Source organism: Yinghuangia seranimata, assembly GCF_029953285.1.
Taxonomy (GTDB): Bacteria; Actinomycetota; Actinomycetes; order Streptomycetales; family Streptomycetaceae; genus Yinghuangia; species Yinghuangia seranimata.
This window is the reverse complement of the sequence record NZ_JASAOI010000070.1, coordinates 16,808-32,711: the sequence shown is the minus strand read 5'-3', so window position 1 is coordinate 32,711 and position 15,904 is coordinate 16,808. Positions and strand designations below refer to the sequence as shown.

General features: G+C 73.8%; 15 protein-coding genes. 7 read left to right on the top strand and 8 right to left on the bottom strand.

The genetic code is table 11. The features are described from left to right. Positions 1-130 precede the first annotated feature (130 nt). Together QI554_RS38190 and QI554_RS38185 are read right to left on the bottom strand one after the other, a co-directional pair. Positions 131-595 (bottom strand): hypothetical protein, encoded by a 465-nt coding sequence (locus tag QI554_RS38190; RefSeq protein ID WP_281477136.1) that lies wholly within the window; start codon positions 593-595, stop codon positions 131-133. Positions 596-730: 135 nt separating this feature from the next. After that, positions 731-2,776: a bifunctional glycosyltransferase 87/phosphatase PAP2 family protein gene (locus QI554_RS38185; RefSeq protein ID WP_281477134.1), complete on the bottom strand. Its 2,046-nt coding sequence runs from the start codon at positions 2,774-2,776 to the stop codon at positions 731-733. 275 nt (positions 2,777-3,051) lie between these two features. On the opposite strand from QI554_RS38185, the gene QI554_RS38180 reads away from it, so the two are divergent. Continuing rightward, entirely contained in the window at positions 3,052-3,588 is a 537-nt protein-coding gene (locus QI554_RS38180; protein WP_281477132.1) for a GNAT family N-acetyltransferase, read from the top strand. On the opposite strand, the gene QI554_RS38175 is transcribed toward QI554_RS38180, so the two are convergent. Next, entirely contained in the window at positions 3,566-5,317 is a 1,752-nt protein-coding gene (locus QI554_RS38175) for a phosphatase PAP2 family protein (protein ID WP_281477129.1), read from the bottom strand. The two genes, QI554_RS38180 and QI554_RS38175, sit on opposite strands and share 23 nt — an antisense overlap. Positions 5,318-5,464: 147 nt before the next feature. Here QI554_RS38175 and QI554_RS38170 point away from each other — a divergent pair, with 147 nt between their 5' ends. The 4 genes from QI554_RS38170 to QI554_RS38155 all read left to right on the top strand — a co-directional run bounded on the left by QI554_RS38170 (position 5,465) and on the right by QI554_RS38155 (position 11,492). Next, positions 5,465-5,980, top strand: coding sequence for a hypothetical protein (locus tag QI554_RS38170; RefSeq protein WP_281477127.1), 516 nt, complete (start codon positions 5,465-5,467; stop codon positions 5,978-5,980). A gap of 78 nt (positions 5,981-6,058) precedes the next feature. Continuing rightward, positions 6,059-6,661: a LysM peptidoglycan-binding domain-containing protein gene (locus QI554_RS38165; RefSeq protein WP_281477125.1), complete on the top strand. Its 603-nt coding sequence runs from the start codon at positions 6,059-6,061 to the stop codon at positions 6,659-6,661. Between the two features lie 80 nt (positions 6,662-6,741). Continuing rightward, entirely contained in the window at positions 6,742-8,025 is a 1,284-nt protein-coding gene (locus QI554_RS38160) for a metallophosphoesterase family protein (RefSeq protein ID WP_281477124.1), read from the top strand. Further along, a complete protein-coding gene (locus QI554_RS38155; protein WP_281477122.1) occupies positions 8,022-11,492 on the top strand; it encodes an ATP-binding protein in 3,471 nt (1,156 codons plus the stop codon). The genes QI554_RS38160 and QI554_RS38155 overlap by 4 nt, the downstream gene beginning before the upstream one ends. On the opposite strand, the gene QI554_RS38150 is transcribed toward QI554_RS38155, so the two are convergent. The 3 genes from QI554_RS38150 to QI554_RS38140 are packed head-to-tail and all read right to left on the bottom strand — an operon-like array spanning position 11,485 to position 13,279. Further along, a complete protein-coding gene (locus QI554_RS38150) occupies positions 11,485-12,015 on the bottom strand; it encodes a Dabb family protein (RefSeq protein WP_281477120.1) in 531 nt (176 codons plus the stop codon). The two genes, QI554_RS38155 and QI554_RS38150, sit on opposite strands and share 8 nt — an antisense overlap. After that, the gene (locus tag QI554_RS38145) at positions 12,012-12,353 is read right to left on the bottom strand and encodes an NIPSNAP family protein (RefSeq protein ID WP_281477117.1); all 342 of its coding nucleotides are present in this window, start codon (positions 12,351-12,353) and stop codon (positions 12,012-12,014) included. Before QI554_RS38145 ends, QI554_RS38150 begins: the two co-directional genes overlap by 4 nt. Continuing rightward, complete coding sequence (locus tag QI554_RS38140; protein ID WP_281477115.1) at positions 12,350-13,279, bottom strand: LLM class F420-dependent oxidoreductase; 930 nt, start codon at positions 13,277-13,279, stop codon at positions 12,350-12,352. The genes QI554_RS38145 and QI554_RS38140 overlap by 4 nt, the downstream gene beginning before the upstream one ends. Before the next feature lie 48 nt (positions 13,280-13,327). Here QI554_RS38140 and QI554_RS38135 point away from each other — a divergent pair, with 48 nt between their 5' ends. Beyond that, positions 13,328-13,954, top strand: a complete 627-nt coding sequence (locus QI554_RS38135; protein WP_281477114.1) for a TetR/AcrR family transcriptional regulator — start codon at positions 13,328-13,330, stop codon at positions 13,952-13,954. A 181-nt stretch (positions 13,955-14,135) separates the two neighbouring features. Here the strand turns inward: QI554_RS38135 and QI554_RS38130 are convergent, their stop codons facing one another. Both QI554_RS38130 and QI554_RS38125 read right to left on the bottom strand, forming a co-directional pair. Further along, a complete protein-coding gene (locus QI554_RS38130; RefSeq protein ID WP_281477112.1) occupies positions 14,136-14,354 on the bottom strand; it encodes a hypothetical protein in 219 nt (72 codons plus the stop codon). 368 nt (positions 14,355-14,722) lie between these two features. Further along, positions 14,723-15,151, bottom strand: a complete 429-nt coding sequence (locus tag QI554_RS38125; protein ID WP_281477110.1) for a nuclear transport factor 2 family protein — start codon at positions 15,149-15,151, stop codon at positions 14,723-14,725. 132 nt (positions 15,152-15,283) lie between these two features. Here QI554_RS38125 and QI554_RS38120 point away from each other — a divergent pair, with 132 nt between their 5' ends. After that, entirely contained in the window at positions 15,284-15,871 is a 588-nt protein-coding gene (locus QI554_RS38120; RefSeq protein ID WP_281477107.1) for a TetR/AcrR family transcriptional regulator, read from the top strand. The last annotated feature ends 33 nt before the right edge of the window (positions 15,872-15,904 follow it).

Sequence of the window (15,904 nt, the reverse complement as noted above, 5' to 3'; positions counted from 1 at the left end):
CCCGCCGCTCGGCCCCCGACGCGCCGCGGTCCGGCGCCCCCCTTGGGGGGGAGGCGCCGGACCGCGGCGTCTTCGTGAAGGAAGAAGAAGGAAGAGGAAGGAAGAGGAAGGCCTCTCGGGTGTGTCTCCGTCAGAGCGGCAGGGCGCCGAGGCCCGGCAGCGCGTTCTTCGCGGCCGCCGGGGGCTCGAGCGGGGCGTTGACCTGGGCGGACGGCGTCACGGGACCGGCGGCGGCGCCGGGGGCGGTCTGCACGGTGGGTGGCTGGGCGGCCGGAGCGTGCCCGGCGGGGCTCTGCGCCGGGGTCTGCGCGGCGGGCGGCTGGACGGCCGGGGCCTGCGCCGCCGGGGCCTGGACCGCGGGGCCGGGCTTGGCGGCGGGGGGCTTGGCCGGGTTGGCGGTCTTGCCGACCGCGTCGGCCGCCGCGGGGAGCGTGTTCGTCACGGTCGACGCGTCGGGCGTGCTCAGGCCGTTCAGTCCGCCGATGCCGCCCAGCGGCGACTCCGCGTGCGCGGTCGCGGCGCCCAGCAGGGGCGCCGCCCCCACCGCGGCGATCAGCAGGGCGGTCTGGGCGACGCGTCGCGTGATGTGCGTCATCGTGCTCCTCGCGGTCGAGACGGTGGGACACCGGACGGCCGGGCGCGGGCCCGGCGCCGGTCCACCGTGACTACCGCTCGACCGCGCGGGTGGTTGCGGGCGAAACGGGCAAAGCCTTGGCAATACCTAGGCGCGTCACCGTGTTTGGCGTGCAAAGAGAAGCTTGCGGCTAATGGGTTGATTGTCCTGTTCGGGGGGCTTCGGCGGCATCGTGTCGTCCGGCGCCGCGAACGCGCTCCGCCCCGTCAGCGCGTACTGCACCGCGAAGCCGATCGTGATCACCGCGACCCCGCCGACCGCGTCGAGGATGTAGTGGTTGGCGGTCGCCATCACCACGAACGTCGTCGTCAACGGGTACAGCAGGCCCGCCAGCCGCATCCACAGGTACGGCGCCAGCGCGAAGATCACCAGCCCGCACCACAGCGCCCAGCCGACGTGCAGCGACGGCATCGCCGCGTACTGGTTCGACAGCTTGGTCAGCGCCCCGAAGTCCGGGTTGTTGAGGTCCTGCACGCCGTGCGCGGTGTCGATGTAGTCGAACCCCGGCATGAGCCGCGGCGGCGCGAGCGGGTACAGCCAGAACCCGATCAGACCGGTCGCCGTCCCGACGCACAGCACCGTGCGCGCCGACCGGTACTGCGCCGGACGCTTTATGTACAGCCACGCCAGCAGGCTGAGCGGCACCAGGAAGTGGAACGTCTCGTAGAAGAACCCGGTGAACGCCTTCAGCCAGTCGGTCCTCGCCGCGAGGTGGTTCAGCGCGTGCTCGACGTCGATGTGGAGGAACCGCTCCAGCCCGATGACGTCGCGCCCGTGCGACTCGGCCGTCGCCCGCTGGTCCGGCACGGACGCGCGGATGAAGGAGTAGAAGGAGTAGCCGACCCTTATGAGGATCAGCTCCAGGAAGAGGTTCGGCCGCGACAGGACGCGCAGCGTGCGCGGCAGCAGCGGGATCCGCCGCCCCGGCGCGCGCTCGTTCGGCGCCAGCTCCGGAGTCGTCGCGACCCAGTCGGCCGATCCGCGCACGAGGAACGGCACCGCGACGGCCGCCGCGACCGCCAGGATCAGCGGGGCGTTGTCGGCGATCATCCGCACCGCGTGCAGCCTGCCGGGCAGCAGCTGCTCGCTGTCGAACAGCATCACGGCGGCCACTATCAACGGCCACACCAGCCGGTCGGAGCGCCCCTTGCCGAGCCGCCCCGCCGCCGCGAGCAAAATCCACAGCTGCTGGTGCTGCCACGACACCGGCGAGACCGCGACGACGACGCAGCCCACCAGCACGGCGCCCAGCACCGCCTGGCCGTCGCGCGCGTACGCCACGGCGCGGCGCGTGCCGAACCACAGCAGCGGCAGCGCCAGGACGGCCAGCGCCGTGTACTCGGCGGCCCCGTGCAGCCCGGCCCGCAGCAGCAGGCCGTGCAGCGACTGGTTGGCCAGCGCGTCGGGCGCGCGCTCGAGGCCCGCGCCCGCGACGTGGTGCACCCAGTACGCCAGCGAGTCCTTCGGCAGCGCGGCCCACGCCAGCGCCGTGCCGGCCGCGAAGGTCCCGGCGGAGGTGAGCGCGGCGGTCCGCTTGCCGGTCAGCCACAGGAACGGCGCGAACAGCAGCATCACCGGCTGCAGCGCCATCGCGAGGCCCGCCGCGACGCCCGCGCCGCGTCCCGGCTCGCGCGCCAGGCAGGCCGGCAGCACCAGCAGCACCGGAAGCAGGCTGAGCTGCCCCAGGCTGAGCGTGCCGCGTACCGGCAACGAGACGACCATCAGCGAGATCAGCACCGGAGCGGCCAGCAGCCGCGCCCGTCGGCTGGACGTCGCGGTGACGCTGCGCGCGACGAGCACGCCGACCGCGGCGACGATCAGCAGTGTCCCTATCGTCCACAGCACACCGAGGGTCTCCTCGGCCGCGCTCGTGAACGGCCGCAGCACCAGGCCCGCGAACGGCGTGCCCGAGAACGGCTTGCCGTGGGCGTCCCCGTCGTACAGCGAACCCGGCAGGTGCAGGACGCCGTCCGTGCCCAGCCACGTCTCCAGGTCGGTGAGGCGGCGCTCCGGCGGCAGGCTCAGCGTGTGCGCGGCCTGACGGACCGCCAGCACGGCCGCGAGGAGCCAGAGCAGCGCCGGTGCCAGGGGGATCCTGGGCCGCCGCATGTCGGAGAGGTTCCAGCCCCCCGTCCGATTCATCTGCTGAATCTCCAGGTGGTTCCGTGCGGTTTTACGCCGTTTTTGCGTGCTTTTCTCGTCGTCGTGACCGCCCGTAAAGGCGCGGTCCATCCGGGTTTAGCGCTCCAGACACCATGTCACCGCAGGTTCGGATCGAAAAGCCGAGCTCCGACCGGACCCGGCGTTCCACGTATTCTCAACCAGGCGGGTCGTTGCCGCGGAATCCATGCCCGCGGGGGCCCGCAAGCACGTCAAACAGTGCCAAAGGACGGGCAAAGACCGCAGGAGGACAGGCCGTGCAGCAGCTTTCGTTCCGTAGCGCGACATCGGCGGACATCCCGGCGCTCGTGACGCTGGTCGAGTCCGCGTACCGCGGCGACACCAGCCGGACCGGCTGGACGACCGAGGCGGACCTGCTGCACGGACAGCGCACCGACGCCGACGGTGTCGCCCAGGTCGTGACCGGTGCGGAGAGCCGCATGCTCGTCGCCGAGCGCGGCGGCGAACTGGTCGCGTGTTGCCAGCTGGAGCGCCGCGCCGACGCCGTCGTCTACTTCGGCATGTTCGCCGTCGACCCGACCGCCCAGGGCGGCGGACTCGGCCGCGAGGTGCTCGCCGAGGCCGAGCGCGCCGCGGCCCGCGAGTGGGGCGCGGCCGAGATGCACATGACGGTGATCAAGCAGCGGTCCGAGCTCATCGCCTGGTACGTGCGCCGCGGTTACGCGCAGACCGGGAAGATGTCGCCCTTCCCGTACGGCGACGAGCGCTTCGGCGTCCCGCAGGTGGCGGACCTCGAGTTCGAGCTGCTGGTCAAAAAGTTGCCCAAGGAATGACCGGGCGGGCGGGAAGCGTCTGAGGTCGGCCTTGTCCGTTCGCCGGCGCGGTCCCGAGCCGGGCGAGGAACGCCGGTACGTGGTCGCGTAGTCGCCGCCCCGTCAGGGCCCGCTGGCCGAGCACGGCGACGCCGAGCGCGACGGCCGCGCCGACCCCGTCCAGCACCCAGTGGTTCGCGGTGCCGACGACCACGAACAGTGTCGCCGTCGGGTACGCGAACACGGCGGCCTTGACCCACCGCTGCCGCACGACGCACGCGACGGTGACCGCGCACCACAGCGCCCACCCGATGTGCAGCGACGGCATCGCCGCGTATTTGTTGATGAGGTTGGTCGCGAAGATGTAGTTCGGCGGGCTGCCCGGGAGCGACGAGATCAGGCCGCTGCCGGGGTACAGCCGCGGCGGGCACAGCGGGAACAGCCAGAACCCGACCAGCGCGAGGCCGGTCGTCAGCGCGAGCACGGTGCGCGCGGTGCGGTAGCGCGTGGGGTGCCGCATATAGAGCCACGCCAGCACCAGCACCGGGACGGTGTAGTGCATTTCGCGGTAGTAGTCCTGCATCAGCCGGAACAGCCCGTGCGACCTGAGCGCGAGGCGGTTGACCGCCGCCTCGACGTCGATGTGCAGGAACTCCTCGATCCGGACGATCGTCCGCGCGTTGTCGGTGGCCTGCTCGCGCTGGTGCGGGATGCTCTCGCGCAGGTCGCCGCGGATGTTCTGGTAGACCCAGTAGCCGGCGCGGATCAGCAGCAGTTCGAGCAGCAGGTTCGGCCGGGTGAGCGGCCGCGCGGCGGCGGGCAGCAGCGCGCGGCGGCCCTGGGGGAGTGCCGGGGGCGGCGCGCGGTGGACGTCCCAGTGCGGATCGGTGCGGTTGCGGAACGGCAGCGCGCAGGCGGCGGCCAGGAGCACGAGCGTCGGCACGTTGCCCGCGGCCGTCGACAGGAGCGTGTCGATGCGGGGGTCGATCGCGTCGCGGGGTACGGCGGCCGCCACCACGACGAGCGCGGGCCACACCCAGCGCTCCTCAGGGCGGCGCCCGAGCCGGCCGGCCAAGGCAAGGGGCAGCCACAGCAGTTCGTACGTCCAGGAGACCGGCAGCACCACGGCTCCCGCGCACGCCGCGACCGCGACCGCCAGCACCGGCTGCCCGTCGGCGTACCAGCGCGCCGCGCGCGGCAGTGCGAGCACCAGGACGGCAAGGCCCAGCAGCGCAGCGCCGACGCTCATCGCCGGGGTGTCGGCGCCCATGATCCCGTGGGCGTACGGGCCGGCGACGCGCAGCAACATGCCGCGCAGCGACGCGTCCGGATCGTCACCAGGGATGTAACTGTCCGTCAGGAGCGGTCGCCACGACGACGACGGCAAGCCGCCGGCGGCCAGCGTGGGACCCAACAGCACCGCCGCGACAGCGCCCGCCGCCACCGTTCCGCGCCGCCGCCCGGTCAGCCACAGCAGCGGGACGAGCGCGAGCGCGACCGGGTCGAACACCGCGGCCACGCCGACCGCCGCACCGCGCACGGTCTCGGGGACGCGCCGCGGCCGGTCGGGGAGCGCGAGTGCCGCCGTGCCGAGCAGCACGGCCGCGAGCACCAGCGGCGCCGCGTCGAGCGCGGCCCGCCCGGGCGGCGACAGCAGTACCGCGGCGGCCGCCGCGACCGCTGCGAAGGCGGCCGTCGCGGGGCCGCCGACCTGCACGGCCCCGATCCGACGCGGCGTCAGGTCAGTCACCGGCACAACGGTACCGACGCAGGCTTTTCCCCGGCGGTGAGCCCTCGTTCGTGACAGCATGAAGGATCGGGAAGCGCGCAGCGCGCAAGGCGGTCGCGGACCGCCGAGACGCCGTGCCGGACCCGCCGCCGTTGGGGGGAGTGGGACGTGTCGAACCAGGAACCGCCGTACGGAGGCCCGGGACCCTACGGGAACCCGCCCGACTCCGGCGGCCAGTACGGCAGCGGCCAAGGCGGTCAGCAGTACGGCGGCCCCCAATACGGCGGCGGCTCCCAGTACCCGCAGGGCGGTTACGGCCAGCAGCCTTACCAGGGCGGGCAGCAACCCGGTGGGCAGCAGTACGGCAACCAGCAGTACGGCAACCAACAGCCGTATCAGGACGACCAGTACGACGCCTACCCGCCCGCGCCGCCCTCGCCGTCCCGGTCCGGCCGCAACCCGCTCGTGGCGCTCGTCGTGGCGCTCATCCTGGTCGCGGCGATCGTGACCGGCGTGATCCTGGCCACCAAGGACGACGGCGGCGACGGCAAGCCCGGCAAGTCGAACAACCCGAGCGGGGGACCGCAGTTGCCCGGCGGGCTGCCGAGCGGAATCCTGCCGACCGGCCTGATCCCGAGCGGACTCGACCTTCCGTCCGATCTGATCGGCGGTATCAACGGCTGACCCGACAGGGTGAGCGTGCGGCGTGGTTTTGCGTCGAATGTCGGAAAAGGTATACCCGGCTGCCTAGCGTCTGGCCCCATGTACCGAACGATTGTCCGATCATCGGCGTACGCCACCGTCCTTGCCGCGCTCTCCCTGCTGGCCGGGCTGCTCACCGCCGCCCCCGCCGTCGCCGTCTCCGACACCACATGGGACCGGCTCGCCATGTGCGAGAGCAGCCAACGCTGGAACATCGACTCCGGCAACGGCTACTACGGCGGCTTACAAATCCTGCCCTCGACCTGGGACGAGGCCGGCGGCCAGGCCTACGCCAAGCTCCCCAACCAGGCGACCCGCCGCGAGCAGATCACCGTCGCCGAGAAGATCGTGCGCATGCAGGGCTGGGACGCCTGGCCCCAATGCGCCCGCCAACTCGACCTCTACTCCGTGCCGATCACCACGACCTACGTCGTCCAGCCCGGCGACACGCTCTCCTCGATCGCCCGCAAGCAGAACGTCCCCGGCGGCTGGACGGCCCTCTATACGTTCAACCGTGACGTCATCGGGTCCGACCCCGACCTGCTGATTCCCGGCACCCGCATTGAACTGCCTCCGCAGACCAAGGTCCTGACGCGGCCCTCCGTCCTCCCGCCGCCCGGCGCCGCCGGCCCCCCGATGGACGGATACACCTACGGAAAGTGAACTGCCCCTCACCCGGGCGAGCGACGGCATATCCTGAGTGATCTGCCGATCAACCGCCCGGATGGAGGGTCAGCGGCCGGATGAAGCTGTTGCACGCTGCCGACCTGCACATCGACAGCCCGCTCCGCGGGCTGTCGCGCTATCCCGGGGCACCCGAGCAGGAGTTCCGCAGCGCCGTCCGCGGCGCGCTGCACAACCTCGTCGACCTCGCGCTCGACGAGGCGGTCGACGCGGTGCTGCTCGCGGGCGACGTGTACGACGGCGACTGGAAGGACTACCGCACCGGGCTGTTCTTCACCGCCCAGATGCAGCGGCTGCGCGAAGCCGGCGTCAAGGTGTGCATGGTCGCGGGCAACCACGACGCGCAGAGCAAGATCACCCGCGAACTGCGGCTGCCGGACAACGTCCACCGGTTCTCGACCGCCAAGCCCGAGAGCGTCGTCTACGACGACCTCGGCCTCGCGGTGCACGGGCAGGGCTTCGCCGAGCGCGACATCACCGACAACCTGGCCGCCGCCTACCCCAAGGCGCTGGACGGCCACCTCAACATCGGGCTGCTGCACACCGCGCTCGAAGGCGCCGAAGGGCACAAGACCTACGCGCCGTGCCGCGTCGAGGACCTGACCGCCCGCGGCTACGACTACTGGGCGCTCGGCCACATCCACGCGCGGCAGGAGGTCCGCCGCGGAGACCCGTGGATCGTCTTCCCCGGCAACCTCCAGGGCCGCCACGCGCGCGAGACCGGCCCCAAGGGCGCCACCCTCATCACCGCCGACGGACCCCGGCTGACCGTCGAGCACCGCGACCTCGACGTCGTGCGCTGGGGCCACGCCGAGATCGACGCCTCCCGCGCCGCCGACGTGGAGTCCGCGCTGGGCCTCGCCGAGGAGGCCATGCGCGCCGCCGTACGCGACGCCGACGGGCGGCCGCTCGCGCTGCGGGTCAGCTTCACCGGGCCCTCGGACGCGCACGAGGCGCTGTGGCGCGACCGCGAGCGCGTCGAGAACGAACTCCGCGGCGCGGCGGGCGAACTCGACGGCCTGTGGATCGAGAAGGTGCGCGCCGCCACCACGCACGCCGTGCACGAGGACGGCGGCACGCTCAGCGCGCTCGTCGGCGACCTGCGCGCCACGGCGTCCGCGGTCGGCGCCGACCCGGCGGTGCTCGAGGGGCTCGTCCGCGGGCTGCCCGGGCTGCGCGGCGTCGGCGCGGTCGTCGACGCCGAGGACGTCCGCGTCGACGACGAGGAGTGGCGCGCCCGGATCTTCGACGACGCCGTCGACCTGCTGACCGCGCTGGTCGGCGGCGACCCGGCCGGAATCGCGAACCGCCCCGGCACACCGGGCGAGGAAGGTGCCGCGTGAGGATCGACCGGCTCGACCTGGCCGCGTTCGGCTGCTTCACCGACCGCACGCTCGACCTGTCGGCACCCGGCGTGCACGTGGTCGCCGGACGCAACGAGGCCGGCAAGTCGACCGCTCGGCACGCCGTCGGGCAGCTCCTGTACGGCATCCACGAGCGCAGCCCGTACGGCTTCGTCCACGCGCTGTCCGAACTGCGGCTCGCCGGACTGCTGCGCGACGCGCGCGGCGCCGGCACCGAGATCGTCCGGCACAAGCGCCGCAAGAACTCGCTGTGCGCGCCGGACGGCACGCCGCTCGCCGAGGCGGAGCTGACGCGCGTCCTCGCGGGCGTCGGATCCGACGAGTTCCACCGGGTGTTCGCCCTCGACCACGACGAACTGCGGGCCGGCGGAAAGGACCTGCTCGACGGCAAGGGCGACGTCGGGCGCGCGCTCTTCGAGTCCCGGTCCAGCAGCCGGCTCGCCGAGGTGCAGGACGAGCTGATCAAGCGGTCCGGCGAACTGTGGCTGCGCAACGGCCGCAAGCCCAAGATCAACGCCGGTCTCGCCCGCGTCGGCGAACTGCGCCGCGAGGTCAAGGGATCCGAGCTCGACCCGCGCGACTTCGCGGTCGCCGAGAAGGCGGTCGCCAGGGCGGAGGAGGAGCACGAGCGGCTCGCCCGCGACCTGCGCGACGTCCGCGCCCGCCAGGCCCGGCTCGCGGCGCTCCGCCAGGCGCTGCCGCAGCTGGTGCGGCGCGCCGAACTGCTCGCCAGGCACGCGTCCGTCGCCGGCTCGGGGCCGGTCGTCACCGCCGACGTCGTCGCCGAACTCGACCGCGTCACCGCCCGCTCCCGCAAGGCCCACGAGGACACCGGTCACGATCGCGCCGCCCTCGCCGAGGCCGAGGCCGAACTCGCCGCGCTCGTCGCCGACCCCGGGCACCTCGCGCACGCCGACCTCATCGAGGCCCTGTACGCCGAGGTCAGCGCGGTGCGCGACGCCGAACAGCGGATGCGTGACGCCGACGAGGAGCTGTGGGCGAGCCGGCAGCGATCGCGCGACCTGCTGGAGTCGGTGCGGCCCGGCGCCTCGATCGACGCGCCCGAGGCGTACGAGCTGCCCGCGGGCACCGAGGACCGCATCGCCGCGCTGCGCCAGGAACTGACCGCCTGCGAAACCGCGTTGGCCGGAGCCCGGGAGCAACGGGCGAAGCGCGAGGGCCGACTCGACGCGGCCCGTACCCGGCTCGCCGGCGCGCCGTCGGCGGGCGACGCGGAAGCCCTCCGCGCCCTGCTGAAGTCCGTGCCCGAAGGTCTCGCTGCCGACCTGGCCCGCGCCGACCGCCGCGTCGCCGAACTCGCCGGGAAGATCCAGGCCGCCCGCGCGCGGCACGACCTCGACACCGTGCCGGACGCCGACCTCACACGCCTGGCCGTGCCCGCCCGCGACCAGGTCGACGAACACCGTGCCGCCCTCGACGCGTTGCGCTCCGACACCGATGCGCTCGCGGCCCGCCGCCAGGAGACCGCCGACCGGCTCGACGCCGCCGAACGCGACCTCGCGGCCCTGCTGTCCGGCGACGCGCCGCCGACCGACGGCGAACTGCGCACGGCCCGCGCCGACCGCGACGCCCGCTGGGCGGCCCTGCGCGCGGCGCCCGCCGCCGCGTCCCCCTCCGACGCCGCCGCCTACGAACGGGCCGTCGCGCACGCCGACGACCTCGCCGACCGGATCCGGCGGCAGGCGAGCGAGTCCGTGCGGCGCGTCCGCCTCGAGGTCGACGTCGAACGCGACCGGGCCCGCCTCGACGGCTTCGCCCGCGACCAGGCGGCGCTCGACACCCGCTCCGAGGCCCTGGCCGCACGCTGGGCCGACCTGTGGGCCGCGGCACCGTGGCCGAGCCCGCCCGAACCCGCCGCGGCGGCCCGGCTCGTCGACGGTGCCGCCGAACTCGCCCTGCTCGCCGCCGACGCCGAGGCCGAGCGCATCGCCCTCGACGACCTGCGGGACCGGGAACGCGCGCTCGTCGACCGCTTCCGCGCCGAACTCGACCGCTCCGGCGACGCCACCGCCGCCACCGCGCTGCGCGAACTCACCGGCCTCGCCGACCTGCGCATCACCGCCGTCGAGGCCGCGCTCCGGGAACGCGAGCAGGCCGCCGAGGCCGAACGCTCGGCCGAGGCCGAACTCGACGAGGCGCGCGCCGACCTCGACCGCGCCGAGGCCGCCCGCGCGTCGTGGGAGACCCGCTGGTCCGACGTCGTGCGCGGCCTCGGCCTCGAAGACCGCGACCCCGACACGCTCGCGCACGCGGTCGGCACCCTCGCCGAGGTCGCCCGCGAAGCCGCCGTCGGCGCCGACCTCGCCCGCCGCCGCGACACCGCGGGCGCCACCGTCGCCGAGTTCGACACCCGGCTGACCGGGCTCCTCGCCGCCTGGGACGCCGAAACCGCGGCCGGGGCCGGGCGGTTCGCCCAACTCGCCGACCACCACACGGCACTCGGCGCGGCCCGCGCCACCCGCGACGCCCGCGACCTGCACCTGGCTCAGGCCGACCGGCTCCGCCGCCGCATCGACAACGGCGAGGCCGTGGTCCGGGCCGCCGAGGACGACCTCGCCGCACTCATCGCTACCGCGGGCGTCGCCGACGCGGCCGCGCTGCGCGAAGCCGTCGACCGTACCGTCCTGCTGCACGACGCCGACGCCGAACTCGCCGACACGGAAAGGCTGCTGCGCGACGGCGGCATGTCCGTACCCGAGCTGGTCGCCCTCGCCGAAGGCTGGACCGTCGGTGAACTCACCGCGGAAATGACCCAATTGGACGTCGACGTCGAGCACGCGCAGGCGGCTTACGACGCCCAGGCCACCGAACTGGGCCGGGTGCGCCAGGTCCTCGCCGCCATCGACGACTCCGCCCGCGCCGGGCAGGCCCAGGAGGCGGCGTCCGCCCAGATCGCCGAACTCGCCGAGGACGTCGAGCAGTACGTGCGCCTCGAACTGGCCCGCGAGATCCTGCGCCGCTGCATCGAGGACTACCGCAAGGAGAACCAGGACCCAGTCCTGATGCGCGCCCAGGAACTCTTCGCCACCCTGACCGAGGGCCGGTTCACCCACCTAGTGACGGAGACCGAGGCCAAGAAGGGCGCCCACGTCCTGAAGGCCCGGCGCGCCGGCGCCGCGGAACACGACGACGCGGTGGGCGTCGAGGCGATGAGCGAGGGCACCCGCGACCAGCTGTACCTCGCGCTGCGGCTGGCCACTCTGGAGCGCTACGCCGCCGCCGACCGCGCGATGCCGCTGATCCTCGACGACATCGCGATGACCTTCGACGACGGCCGCACCCGGGCCCTGCTGCGGGTGCTCGACGCGATGGCCGACCAGGTGCAGGTGGTGCTGTTCACCCATCACGAACACCTGGGCGGCCTGGCCGTGGACGCGCTCCCGGCGGGCCGGGCGCACGTCCACGCGCTGCCGGTCTTCAGCTGAGCACGGGCCCGTCCGCCCACCGGAACACGTGGGCCAGCCGCGGCTCCACGATCGAGCCAGGCTGCTCGCCGTCGAACCAGCGGTCCACGTACGTCCAGTGGTAGGGGTGCATCAGGTACTCGCCGGTGAGCCCCTCCACGTCCGCGAACTCCTGTTCCCACACGTGCGTCCACACCGACGGCGTCCGCGCCTGGTCGACGCGGCTCAGCGCCCAGCCGCGGATCGAGGTGATGTGCTCGGGCATCGCGGTCAGGTCGGCCTCGAAGCGTTCGACGACCTCCGCAGGGGTGCCCTCGCGGACCGTAAGGAGCAGGGTGCGCTTCACACGCCGCCCGTCGAGCGGAACGGCCTGGGACCGCACGGGAGTCAGTGCCAGCGCCTCGGTCGCGCCCGTGGGCGGCTCGTCGCCGGTCGCGTCCCACGTCGCGCCCGTGCCGCCGACGCTGCCGGGGAGGTCCGGGCCGCCGACGGCGCCTGGCGGGACCGGGGTGTCGGGACCGGCGAGTGCCGTCCAGCGGGTCATGCGGAGGCCTCCTGTGCGTCAATGGGCTGGACGTGCGCGATGTGGCGCTCCCGCCGGACCGCCACCGCGTCGGTGTCGGCCCAGAACCGGGCGACCTCCGGGTCCGCGCCCGCCGCGGCGCGCATCCCGTAGAACGCGCCGATCGACGGCAGCGTCCACAGGATGTGGACGGCGACGTCGGCGGTGCCCACGTGCTCGTGCCACACCTCCGCCAGCGTGAGCCCGCGCCGTTCCGCGCCCGGCACGTAGCGCGTCCGGAAGTCCGCCTCCCACGCCGCGACCTCGCCGTGCGCGAGCACGACGGTGTCCTGCACCCGTACGGGCGCTGCCGCCGTCACAGCTTCTCCAGCACGGTGTCGCGGTAACGGGCGACCTGGTCCTTGAGCGCGTCGAGCCCGCGCGGGCCGAGGACTCCGTCGTCGCCGCGCAGCTTCGGCGCGACGACCAGCCGGGTCGCGCCGTTCGCGACGAAGCCCCGCACCCACGCGGGGTCGTTCTCGCGCGCCGGGTCGCAGCTGCCCGGCCAGGCGGTGATCTCCACGGCGTCCTCGCCGCGCCCGGCCTCGGCCGCCGCCGTGCGCAGCAGCGCGGCCTGGGTCGCGAAGTCCTCCGGGGTGATCGTGTACGGGAACCAGCCGTCGCCGATCCGGCCCGCCCGCCTCACCGCCGGGTCGCTGTTGCCGCCGAGCACGACGGGGACCGCGCCGGAGGCCGGCCGCGGAAGGGAGTTCAGGCGCTCGAACGCGACGTGCCTGCCCGCGTACGACGCCGGCGCCTCGCTCCACAGCGCCCGCATCGCCCCGACGCACTCCTCCAGGCGGCGGCCGCGGTCGGAGTACGACGCGCCGACCGCCGCGTACTCCTCCTTCTGCCAGCCGATGCCGAGCCCGAGCATGAACCGCCCGTCCGAGTGCCGGTCGATCGTCGCCGCGCGCTTGGCCAGCACCACGGGGCTGTGCAGCGGCGCGACGACCATGGCCGTGCCGAACCGCAGGGTGCGGGACGCGCCGGCGAGGAAGGCGATGGTCTCCAGCGGGTCGGGCATCGGGACGTGGGTGCCGCCGCTGGGGGTGCGCCCCGACTCCGAGTACGGGTAGAGCGGTTCGTAGTCCTCCGCGATCACCACGTGCTCCACGGTCCACACGGACTCGACGCCGCACTCCTCGAGTGTTCCGGCGAAGTCGCGGAGAAATCCGCCGGAAGTGATCAATCCGTCGGCGAACGGTGCCATCATGCCGAGCCTGAGCACGGGCCTCATCCCCATCCTGGCTAATCGAGGCGATTAACTAATGGAGTCGATTAGTATCGGGTCGTGGGCGTGACGACAAGGGGTACCGCGGACGGGACGCGTCAGGCGCTGCTGCGCGCGGCGGAGGAGCTCTTCGCCGAGCAGGGCGTCGACGGCGCCCGCACCCGCGACATCACCGAGCGCGCCGGACAGGCGAACTCGTCGGCGCTGCACTACCACTTCGGGTCACGCGACGGCCTGCTTAAGGTGATCATCGCGAGGCACCAGGAGCGCGTCGAGGAGGCGCTCACGGCGGGCCTCGAGGCCTCCGGGGCGACGGACCTCACAGCCCTGGTCACCGCCTACGTCGAGGCCGAGGCGTCCGAGCTCGCGCACGACAGCGGTCGGCACTGCCTGCGGATCGTGAGCCAGCTCGCCCACGAGACCGGCTTCCGGGACGGGCACGCGCACGAGGCGCTGGCCGGCGGGGCGCTGTGGGACACCTTCACGCACATCGCGGCCCGGCTCACCCACCTGCCGGACCCGATCGCGAACGAACGCGTCGAGCTGATGGTGATGCTGGTCGGCGCCGCGTTCGCCGACCGCGCCCGGCACGTCGGCGCGGGCCGGCCGCGGCCGGTGGAGGGCGAGGCGTTCCGGGCCGACCTGGTGCGCGTCGTGGTGGGGATGCTGACCGCGCCGGGGCCGTGACCGGCGGCGCGGCCGGTACGTGACCCGACTGTCTTCGTGAACGGACCGCCCTCGTGAAACGGATCGGCCGGGCCCTGGCCCCCGGGCGGTCGCCCCGGGGCCGCGGCCCGGCCGGTGTTCCGTCCGGGACCCGGCGCGCGCCCTTCGTGGGGGCTCGACACGCCGGGTCCGGGCGCGCCGGTCAGTGCACGGGCTTCAGTTCGTCGTGCCGGTACAGCGGGCGGAGTCCGTTCGGCAGTCGGACGCCGTACCACTTGTAGGGCGCGATCGGCGGCCGATGCGCGTCGCCGTACACGTCGGCGACCTCGCCGAGCTCACCCGCGCTCAGGCCGACCTGCACCCGGACGCGTGTTCCGACCGGATAACCCTGCCCCCACGACTTGGACGTGGTTTCACCCATGGGGCACCGCCCTTCTGGCCCGGTGGCCCGTGGCCACGCGCGGCCGTTCCAGATCCCCCGCAGGGGACTTTTCGGCCAGATGCCGCACCGCCTTGAGGCCATTTGCGTGATAACCACGCAAATCACCTGAACGAGCGAGGGCGCCATGGGGCCAAGTGGCCCAAGAGGTCGGCTCCAACCCAAAGGATGGTCAAGCCGACCCCTCCGGCCAGTCAGCAAATGGTCACGCTCCGGAGTGCCGCCACGCCGCTCCCACGCCGTGGCGTGTCCGGGGATCACCCGCCGGGCCCTGCGGGGCGCCTCCGGGGACGTCGTCGGCGCCCGGACGCCCCGCGCGGAACCGGCGGCGCGGTGGCGATCCGGCGGGGTCAGGCGTGCAGCCGGCGGTCGGCCTCGGCGATCGGGACGTCGTTGATGCTGGCCTCGCGGCGCCGCATCAGGCCGTTGTCGTCGAACTCCCACTGCTCGTTGCCGTGGCTGCGCCACCACTGGCCGGCCGCGTCGTGCCACTCGTACTCGAAGCGCACCGAGATCCGGTTGCCGGTGTACGACCACAGCTCCTTGCGCAGCCGGTAGTCGAGCTCGCGCTCCCACTTGTCGGCCAGGAACGCGCGGATCTCGTCGCGGCCGGTCAGGAACCGGTCGCGGTTCCGCCACACCGAGTCCTCGGTGTAGGCGAGCGCGACGCGCTCCGGGTCACGGGTGTTCCAGGCGTCCTCCGCGGCCTGGACCTTGGCGCGGGCGGTCTCCTCGGTGAACGGCGGGACGGGCGGGCGGACGGCGGGGGCGTCGGGCACGGCGGGCTCCTCGGTGGCGGGTTGCGAGAACGCTCGTTCTCGCGACGCGGTGCGCGTGGAGAACGATCGTTCTCCGGCATGTCCGCTACCGTAGAGAACGATCGTTCTCTAGCGCAAGGGGAATCGCGTCCCATGGAAGACGACCTCGCGTCGACCCGGCTCCTCGACGCCGCCGAGCGGCTGTTCTACGCCGAGGGCGTGCAGGCCGTCGGCATGGACCGGATCCGCGCCGAGTCCGGCGTCCCGCTCAAGCGGCTGTACCGGCTGTACCCCGCGAAGGCGGACCTGGTCGCCGCCTACCTCGACCGCCGGGACGTGCGGTGGACGGCGTCGCTGACCGCGCACGTCGACGCCGCGCCGGCCGACCCCCGGGCCCGGCTCGCCGCCGCCTTCGACTGGCTGGCCGCGTGGTTCTCCGAACCGGGCTTCCGCGGCTGCGCGTTCGTCAACGCCTTCGGCGAACTCGGCTACGCCGACGCGCCGGTGCTCGCCATCGTGCGCCGCCACAAGGCCGCCCTGCGCGCCCTGCTCGGCGGTCTGGTCGACGACCTGGTCCGGGACGCGGGCGCCCCGCCCGCACGCGCCGAGGACCTGGCCGACCAGCTGATGCTCCTGGTCGAGGGTGCGATCGCCGTCGCGGCCCTGCGTCCGGGCCCCGCACCCGCGCACAACGCGCACAAGGCGGCGGACGCGTTGGTCGACGCGGCGCTCTCCGCCTGAGCCGTCGACCGCGACCCGGGCGCGCTCGTAAGG

What these genes read in the sequence shown, in the direction of transcription:
- QI554_RS38120 (WP_281477107.1), top strand. Translation starts at nt 15,284, where the DNA reads ATGGAAGACGACCTCGCGTCGACCCGGCTCCTCGACGCCGCCGAGCGG.
- QI554_RS38130 (WP_281477112.1), bottom strand. Translation starts at nt 14,354, where the DNA reads ATGGGTGAAACCACGTCCAAGTCGTGGGGGCAGGGTTATCCGGTCGGA.
- QI554_RS38165 (WP_281477125.1), top strand. Translation starts at nt 6,059, where the DNA reads ATGTACCGAACGATTGTCCGATCATCGGCGTACGCCACCGTCCTTGCC.
- QI554_RS38150 (WP_281477120.1), bottom strand. Translation starts at nt 12,015, where the DNA reads ATGACCCGCTGGACGGCACTCGCCGGTCCCGACACCCCGGTCCCGCCA.
- QI554_RS38160 (WP_281477124.1), top strand. Translation starts at nt 6,742, where the DNA reads ATGAAGCTGTTGCACGCTGCCGACCTGCACATCGACAGCCCGCTCCGC.
- QI554_RS38185 (WP_281477134.1), bottom strand. Translation starts at nt 2,776, where the DNA reads ATGAATCGGACGGGGGGCTGGAACCTCTCCGACATGCGGCGGCCCAGG.
- QI554_RS38190 (WP_281477136.1), bottom strand. Translation starts at nt 595, where the DNA reads ATGACGCACATCACGCGACGCGTCGCCCAGACCGCCCTGCTGATCGCC.
- QI554_RS38140 (WP_281477115.1), bottom strand. Translation starts at nt 13,279, where the DNA reads ATGGGGATGAGGCCCGTGCTCAGGCTCGGCATGATGGCACCGTTCGCC.